General features: G+C 38.5%; 1 pseudogene and 1 other annotated feature. The pseudogene reads left to right on the top strand.

The features are described from left to right. Window positions 1–257, top strand: a pseudogene (locus DPG01_RS18685) (IS3 family transposase); the annotation flags it as partial. Beyond that, window positions 106–222, top strand: a sequence feature (AL1L pseudoknot). It overlaps the preceding pseudogene by 117 nt.

The following is a 257-nucleotide window of genomic DNA, read 5'->3' as shown; positions in this document are numbered from 1 at the left end:
AAATCCTATTAAAGTACAACAGATATCTGATCAAGAAAAAATGAAGCAAATGGAACGTGAAATTAAAGAATTAAAGCGTGCCAATGAAATTCTACGTAAAGCAGCCGCTTTTTTCGCCCAGGCGGAGCTCGACCGCCCATACAAATAATGGTGGATTTTATCCATAACAATAAAGATCGATATGGTGTTGATGCGATTTGTAGGATTTTACCGATCGCAGCTTCAACCTATTACCGAACTTTAGATCTCGCTGACAA

This window comes from Acinetobacter sp. WCHAc060042, assembly GCF_003231195.1.
In the GTDB taxonomy this organism is placed as follows: Bacteria; Pseudomonadota; Gammaproteobacteria; order Pseudomonadales; family Moraxellaceae; genus Acinetobacter.
The sequence above is the reverse complement of the archived record's forward strand: the minus strand, read 5'-3'. Positions and strand labels throughout refer to the sequence as shown.